This is a genomic window from Ciceribacter sp. RN22, assembly GCF_024054295.1.
In the GTDB taxonomy this organism is placed as follows: Bacteria; Pseudomonadota; Alphaproteobacteria; order Rhizobiales; family Rhizobiaceae; genus Allorhizobium; species Allorhizobium lividum.
Map to the genome: position 1 here is coordinate 1 of NZ_JAMXLD010000029.1, position 8955 is coordinate 8955.

At 66.5% G+C, this 8955-nt stretch carries 1 protein-coding gene; it reads left to right on the top strand.

The window, feature by feature from the left end:
• Positions 1-189: 189 nt before the first annotated feature.
• Positions 190-8955 (top strand): hemagglutinin repeat-containing protein (locus NHF53_RS23550; RefSeq protein ID WP_252836379.1); only part of this gene is annotated, 8766 nt, incomplete at its 3' end.

Here is an 8955-nt window from a genome sequence, read left to right on the forward strand (position 1 = left end):
AGGGAAGGGGCCTCGGGCTTGTTGTTGCGGTTGCGATCAACACGGCTGTCGCGTCGGAAGACGAAGACGCGCTCGCGCGACGCTTGGCTCAATCCTTCACGAGACAGGTGAAGACCTGGTTGACACAAAAGTAGTCGCATCGGTTCGTCGTACGCGATCCCTCTTCCCAGTCCAGAGTGAGCAAGACCCATGAGCAGAAGCAAGCAAGGCCCGCATCTCCGCTGGAGAGCTCCGGAAACGGCCCTGGAGCGAATTCTGATCCGACGTGTGAGGGATGGCGGCCGCTGCGTCTTGTCCGGCGTGCTCAGTCTGGTTCTTGTGTTTCAGCCGGTTTTTGCGCGGGCCGGGGGCGTGGTGGCGGACGGCGGGGCTCCGGTTGCCAATCAGGCGGGGATCGGGGCGGCTGCGAACGGGGTTCCGCTTGTCGACATCGTGACGCCGAACGGACGCGGGCTTTCGCACAACAAGTACGGCGCCTTCAACGTCGGCACGCCCGGGCTGATCCTCAACAACTTCGATGCGGAAGCCGGCATCTCGAAGCTCGGCGGTGTGACGCCGGGCAACCCGAACCTGCGCAACAGCGGCCCGGCGACGATCATTCTGAATGAGGTGACGAGCGGCAGCCGCAGTGCGCTTCTCGGCCCGATGGAAGTATTCGGGGGCAGGGCAGATGTCGTCATTGCCAACCCGAACGGGATTACCTGCGACGGCTGCGGCTTCATCAATACGCCGCGCGCGACGCTGACCACCGGCACGCCGGATATCGATGCGAGCGGAGGCCTTTCGGGCTTTACGGTGCGAGGTGGCGACGTCACCTTCGGCGCGAAGGGTGGCAATTTTGCCGGAGGTGACGGTGCCGTCGACCTCTTCGACATCGTCTCGCGGACGGTTCGGGTGGACGGGCCTGTCAACGGGAAGGATCTCAGGGTCACGGCCGGACGCAACCGCTTCGATTATGCGACCGGCGCGGCGACCGGACTTGCCGGGGCCGACGATGCCCCCGAGTTCGCCATTGACGGTTCGGCGTTCGGCGCCATGCAGGCCGGTCGTATCGGGATCGCCGTCACCGACAAGGGCGCCGGCGTCAGGATGCGCAACGACATGGCTGCCAATGCGGGCGCATTGACGCTGTCGGCGGACGGGCGGATCTCGCTCGGCAACGCGTCCGGCCGGGACGGCGTCAACATCCGGTCGAAGAGCCGGCAGGTCGAGGCGAACAAGGTCACCTCGAAGAGCAAAGTCACCATAGGTGCGGCGAGCGGCGTCACCTTGCAGTCGGTGGCGGCCGACGGCGATGTGCTGATTGCGACGGGCGGCCTCGTCTCTGTTGCCGACGAGCTTGCAAGTTTCGGCAATATCGAGCTGACGGCCTCCGGCGCCATTGCTGCAGGCCAGGTTTCCGCGGGCAGGGATGCCGTCATGCAGGCGGGCGCGGGGATCACCGCCGGCCAGGTTCTGGCGAAGGATGCCGCCCGGCTGTCGGCCGCGTCCGGCAATATTGCCCTTTCCGGCATGGCCAGGGCCGGCGGGGACCTGCAGATCACGGCGACGTCGGGTGCGATCACCGCCGCTTCGCTCGTCAGCTTCGACAACATGACGTTGACGGCAGGGCGCGAGATCGGCATTGCCGGCGACCTGCTTGCCGGCGGAACGCTCGCCGCTTCCGCCGGAAGCCTCAAGGCCGCCAGTGCGGTGTCGGGTGTCGACTTCGCGGCAACCGGGGCATCCTCTTCGGGTACGATCGTTCTCAAGGCCGGCGGCGACATGCTCCTCACCGCCAACGCCGGCGCGATAGAAGTCGGGTCGATCCTCGCATCGGGCGATCTTGCCGCAACGGCGGGCACGCTCTCCGCCGACGGTATCACCAGTCATGGAAGCCTCGCGATTAGCGGCGACACGCGCGTCACCGGCCAAATCCTCGGGGCCGGAGACGTCACGATCTCGGGCGCAGGCATTCATGCGGGAGCCATTGTGTCGGGCGTAGACCTTGCCGCGACGGCTGCTTCGCCGTCCGGCGCGATCCTGCTCACGGGCACGGGGGATATGAGGCTCGCGGCGACGGCGGGCGACGTGGTGGCCGGACGCCTGCTGACGGCCGGAGACTTGTCTGTGACGGCAACCGGCGCCATCACGACCAGCGCGATCAGCCATGGCGCCATGGGCTTCGACGCCGGCGGCGCGATCACACTCTCCGGCCAGTCGCTCGCCGCCGGCGATGTCCGGCTTGCCGGCTCCTCGATCAGGATGGGAACCCTCGTCTCGGGGGTCGACTTTGCCGCCACCGGGAGTGCGGGCGGCGCACTTGTCCTGCGCAGCGATGCCGGTTCGATGTTGCTCAAGGCATCCGGCCTCGTCGAGACGACGACCCTGCTCTCGGCGGGCGCCCTCGATGTCATGTCGGGCACCTTCCATGCCGGCAACGTCACCAGCCATGCCGAAGCGGCAATCCTCGGCGATACCGTGGTCACCGGTCAGCTTCTCGCCGCATCCGACCTGTCGGTGACCGGTCCGGCCATCAGCGCCGGACTGGCTGCGGCAGGCGTGGATCTCGCCGCACTCGACGAAGGCAGCATCGTTCTCGGGGATGCTGCGCACAACCTCGTGCTCACCTCGACGACCGGAAGCGTCGATGTCGGCCATCTCCTGTCGTCCGGCAGAGCCACGATCAATGCTGCCGGCAATGTCTCGGGGAACGCCCTCGTATACGGCGACTTCAGTGCGACGGCGGCGGGCACGGTCACCCTTGCCGGCCAATCGCTCGTCGGCGGCAATGCGCTCCTCAATGCGAACGCCGTGACACTCGGGACGCTCGTCTCCGGCGTCGACTTTGCGGCCTCGGAACAGTCCGGCGGCCCGCTGGTCCTGACCGCCGGCGCCGGCGACATGACCCTTCTCGCAAGGACCGGCTCGATTTTGGCCGGCCAGCTGGTGAGCGGCGGCAATCTCGAGGCGCGGGCCCTCCAGGACATCGGCTACGACAGCCTGCAGAGCTTTGCCGCAGCCGATCTCGGTGCCACCCGGGGTACGATCAGCATCGATCACGACACCATCGCCAGCGGCGATATCACACTTTCCCTGCAACTGCTCGATCTCAGTGGCAACCGGAGCAAGCTTGCGACCGCCGGAACGCTGACGGTCAATGCAGGCAGCGCCGATCTTTCGGGAAGCACGCTCACCTTCGGAGGCGTCGATCTCAATCTGGCGGGCTCGGCCGACGTCTCGGGGGCAAACATCCGCGCCGTGACCGCCGATGGCGGCAGCGGCAATATTGCGATTTCCGCTGCGACGATCGCCACGACCCCCGTAACGGCACTGCTTGCCGCGAACGATCTCACCCTGACGCTCACCTCGCTCTCCAATACGGGCCAGCTCGCCGCAGCCAACGACCTCACCTTCAACATCAGCGGCAATCTGACGAACACGCCGGCCGGGCTCGTCTATGCAGGCCACGACGGACGCCTGTTCGTCGCAGGCGATCTCCTCAACGACCAGGGGGCGATCCTCGTCGGAAACGACCTGACGATCGCCGGCGACGCCGACGGGACACGCAACCGCTCCCTCACCAACGTCTCGGGCCTTGTCGAAGCGGGCCGCGACGCCTTCATCACGACCGCGAACCTCACCAACAAGAGGCTCTTCATCCCCGGCCTGAAGACCGTCGTGGTCCCGTCGGGGCATGCCGGCGAATTCCGGCTCAATCCGGAGGTCGCCGACGAACCGTTCATGCAGCTCTACCAGGGCTGGAACGATGACACTTCGAGAGATTACATCTTCCCCGACCTGCCGCGCCAGCTATGGGAAGATTACCAGGACAGGCTGTGGTCGCTCGCAGTGCTTGCCGATGGCAGTTCCTATCGCGCCTGGACCTGGATCTCGGCTCCGGGTCCGACGGGCTCCGGCTCGATCCGTAACTGGATCGCCGAGCGCGTGCCGCGCGATGCGGACGGCAATATCACGCTCGACCCGAACAACCCGTCGAAGTACTTCGTCGTCGTGGAGCAGGGCAAGCCGCACGACACCAGCACGACCTATAGCTGGGATGAGGCCGCCTATATCGGCCAGACGGTCACCGAGGAGGTCTTCGACGGAGCGCTCGCCCCGGAAGCGCTGATCCATACCGGCCGCAATCTCATGATCGACGCGACCGTGCTGAACAATTCCAGCAGCTCGATCGAAGCGGAAGGCAATGCCGTCCTCAAGGGAGCGACGCTCAACAACGAAGGCGTCATGGCAACCCGCACGACCACGCTGGAATGCCATGCGCAGGGCGGCTGCGCCGCCTATGACGCCAAGGGCAGACGCGACCCGTCGAAGGACATGGCGAACGGGAACTCGCTGCTCGGAAACGTCGAGGCCGTCAGCCTCGCATCCGCCAACATCAAGGCGGCCGGCAATCTCGACATCAGCGGATTTGCGACCGTCAACAACACCTCTGCCGCCGGATCGATCGCCGGCCATGCCGTTCTTGCGCCGTCGAACGCTCCGACCGATCCGACCGCCGCCCTTGCCGGGCTGACGGCGGGCGGCGCCTTGTTCACGCCGAACGCAGCGCTCGGTGGCCTCCTTGCCGGAGCCGGGGTTTCCGGGGCCGGAACCGGCCTGCAGCCCGGTGCGCTTCCGCTCGCCTCCGCCGACATGCTCGCAGCGCTCGCCACGTCGGTTCCAAAACCGGGCTCGGGCGGGTTCGGCGGAACGATCCCCGGCCAGGTCTTCCTCTACGAGACCCGCGCGGAATTCCTCGACGTCGGCAAATTCTACGGCTCGGGCTATTTCATTGACCGCATCGGCTACAAGCCGGAACGCGAGGTGCCGTTCCTCGGCGACGCGTATTTCGAGAACGAGCTGGTCGATGCGCAATTGCGCCAGCTTGCCGGGCAGGGGCTCGGAAACGGCTCCTTCATTCCGGGCACCGATGCCATCGAGCAAATGAAGGTGCTGCTCGACCGCGGGATTGCGTTCGCCATCGAGCACGGGCTTGCGATCGGCCAGCAACTGTCGCCCGAGCTCGCCGCCTCGCTCACCGGAACGCTCGTCTGGTATGAGAAACGGGTGGTCGCCGGCATCGAGGTCCTGGTGCCGACCGTCTATGTGGCGGATGCCGACCGGGCGACGCTGACCGCCTCCGGCGCGCTGATCTCCGGCGGATCGCTGACGATGAATGTCGGGGCGGTCAACAATTCCGGGACGATTGCCGCCAAGGGCGACCTTAGGCTCTCCGCGACGACCATTTCCGCAAACGGCGGCAGCTTCGTCGCGGGCAACGACCTCAGGCTCGACGCCGGCACGATCACGCTCACCGCCCAGTCCGTCGATATCGGCGGCGCGAGCGTCGTCAATCCGAATGCCATGGTCGAGGCCGGCGGCAATGCCGTGCTGAAGGCCGGAGAGACGCTCAAGCTTGCGGGCGCCGGCGTCGAGGTCGGCGGCAGCGCGCTTCTTGCCGGCCAGGACGTCATCCTCGACGTGGTCACGGTCGGAGACGCCGGGTCGGAGAACGCGACCGGCACACGGGTGAATGCCGGGGGCAACCTCGCCATCAGCGCGACGAACGATGTCGCGATCATCGGCAGTTCGGCAAATGCCGGCGGCGCACTCGCCGTCACCGCGGAAAACGGCTCCGTCGCCATCGCCACCGCCGGCCTGACGCAAAGCAATGACGATGGCTACATGACCACCGTCACCACCACCCAACAGATGTCGCAGCTCTCCTCCGGCGGCGACATGAGGGTCGCGGCAGGCGAGGACGTGCTCGTCGCCGGCTCCGCTCTCGAGGCCGGGGGCAATGCCGCCATCGTCGCCGGCGGCGACGTGAACATCACCGCGGTCGCAAACCGGAGCTCCGTCCAGTTCGGCGCCAATTCCGGCGAGCGCATCGTCAATGCCGGCACCGAGATCACCGCCGGCGGCAATGTCGCGGTTTCCGCCGGCGTTACCGGCGCGGGCGATCTTGCCGTCATCGGCAGCAGCATTGCCGCCGGCGAGGCGGTCGACCTCCGGGCCGCCGGAAACGTGACGATCGCCGAGGCGATCGACAGCGAGACCTACGACCTGCACAACGCATCCGGCAACGGGGCCCATACCGACAGCAAGATCGCCACCGAGACGGCCTCCGGCTCCTCGATCCAGGGCGGCAGCGGTGTTGCCGTCTCCGCCGGAAACGACGTGACGGTCTCCGCCTCCACGCTTTCGGCCGGCAGCGCCGACCAGACGGCCGACCTCACCATCGCCGCCGGCGGCAACATCGTCGTCAGCTCCGGCCAGAATGTTCTCGCACAGGATACGCAATCGAGCGGACACGGCTTCCTGCAGAGCACGCACTGGTCGTCCGGGGTCTACGACGAGACGACCGTCGCCTCCGCGCTCGGCGCCTCCGGCAATGTGACGCTTTACGCCGGCGAGGCGGTGGCGATCTCCGGCTCCGGGATCACGGCGGGCGAGGATATCGCGATTTCCGGCGAGAGCGTCGCCATCATCGGCGCGCAGGAGGCGCACGACCTTGCGATCGGCCGAGAAACCTCCGGCCTCTTCGCCGGCTCGGGAGACGGCTTCTTCTCGCTCTGGGGCGAGGAGGAGAAGGAAAAGAGCGGCAGCACCGTCGTCAATGCCGCCTCCACGATTACGGCCGGCGGAGACGTCTCCGTCACCGCCCGCGCTCGCGACATCGACATCGTCGGCTCCGGGATTACGGCCGGCGGCGACATCGCGCTTTCCGCCGCAAACGACGTCAACGTGACGCCCGGCGCCGAAAGCGCCATGTCACAGGAGACGGAGAAACGCTCCGGCTTCGGCATCAGCCTCTCGTCGGGCANCGGCTCGGCCTCCATCGGCATCGGCTACGGCTCGGCCGAGGATGAGGTCACGCAGTCCTCCGGTACCAATGCGCTCTCCACGCTCTCGGCCGGACGCGATATCACCATCACGGCCGGCAACGACATCAACCTGCAGGCGGCAAACGTCGAGGCCGGGCAGGACATTGCCCTTCTTGCCGTCAACGACGTCAACCTGCTTTCCGCTGAGGACCAGACCAACTATGTCGAGCGGCACGAGGAGTTCTTCGCAGGCATCAGTCTCAACGTCCAGTCGAGCCTCGTCAGCGCGGCAGAGGCGACCGGTGATCTGGCGAACAAGGTCGCCAATGTCTCAGACGGCTATTCGGCGGCGAATGCCGCCTTTGCAGGGCTTCGGGCCTATGACGCCCTGAAGCCGGTCGTCAAGGGCGACATTGCCTCCGCCTCCCTGACGATCGGGTTCAGTTCGCAGAAGACCTCGGAGACTGCCTCCTCCACCACGCCTGTGGTGACGACGCTGAGCGCCGGCAACTCCGTCTCCGTCACGGCCGGGACCGGAGACATCAATGCACACGGTGCGCAGATCTCCGCCGGGCTCGACGCCAACGGGCTTCCGACCGGTGGAGCGGGCGATGTCAGCCTTTCGGCCGGCAACGACATCAATCTTTCGAGCGTCGGAGCAAGCTCGACCTTCTCATCGAGCACACAGTCTTCCGGAGCCGGGATCGGCGTCGGCATCGGCCTCAACGTCACGACCGGGATAAGCGCCGGGCTGACCGGTCATGTCGAGGCGGCGTCGGGTTCGTCGGACGGAACCGCGGTGACCCAGCTCAACTCCCATGTGACCGGTACCGGCAATGTGACGCTCCAGTCGGGTCGTGACACCAATCTGAAGGGCGCCGTCGTCTCCGGTGAGACGGTGACGGCGAATGTCGGCGGCGATCTCAACATCGTCTCCGTCACGGACGCGGGATCGCAGTCGAACCGGTCCGTCTCCGGCGGCCTCTCCATCGGCGGCGGCAGCGGCCTGATCTCGGGCGTTCAGATCGGCGGCGGGGCGGGGTCGGGCTCGACGAACTGGATCTCGGAACAATCCGGCCTCGTCTCCCGGGGCGCGATGGACGTGACCGTTGCCGGCAATACCGATCTCGACGCCGGCAAGATCGTCTCGGAGTCCGGCGACCTGACGCTTGACACCGGCACGCTGACCTACCGGAACTTCGAAGGCTCGAAGGAGTATGAAGGCTTCAGCGCCGAACTCGGGCTCGATCTCTCCGGCAGCACCGATGCGGCGGGCAATTCCACCGCCAACCATACGCTCCAAGGGTCCTATCAGCTCGACGATACCCGCCAGAGCGTCAGGGCGACGGTCGGGCCGGGCGAGATCATCATCCGTGACGGCGAGAAACAGGCCGCCCTGGAACAGGACGGTACCTCCACCCTGCCGCTCTCGGAGCTCAACCGCGATCCGGACCAGGCCTACACCATCACCCGCGACACCCACGTCAGCATCGATGCCTACATCTCGTCGAACAGCCTCGAAGCCGCGGCGAAGGGTCTCGAAGTGGTCGGCCGCTCGCTCGGCCAGGCACTCGAAGCGCTCGGCGGCAGGCTGGCCGCCTCTGGCGACCTGACGCCGAAGGAGCTGGAGACGGCGAAGAAGGTCGCCGCCGCCATCGATGCGGGAACGCTCGACCTCGAGGCGCTTGCCACCTGTTCGGGCAGACAGGGCTTCAATCTCCTCGATCTCGTCTTCACCCGAGCGCATGCGGCCTCCGGCTGCGTGCTCTTCGACAGGAACGGCAGGGAGATCACCGAGCTGACGCCCAACGAGCGCGAAGCCTGCGTGCAGATGCTGGCGACGCTCATGGCGAAGTATACGGAAGAGTACCTCGTCGGCGGTGCCGGCACGGGTGAACTGCCCGGCACGGTCAAGACGATCGCCGATGCGCTGCGCAAGATCGGTTCGGACGAAGAACTCGTCGCCGGCTTTCAGGCGGCGGGGATGTCCGCGACGTTCATTCGCGATCTCCTCGTCAGGCTTGCTTTTGGGGAGGACGTCTATGCCGAGTTCAAGGAGGCGATCGAGCCTCTCGCTACGGCCGGCCAACTGACAAAGGAGGCCGCAAGCCTTGCCATCGAGCGCATAGCGTCCGATCATGGGCTC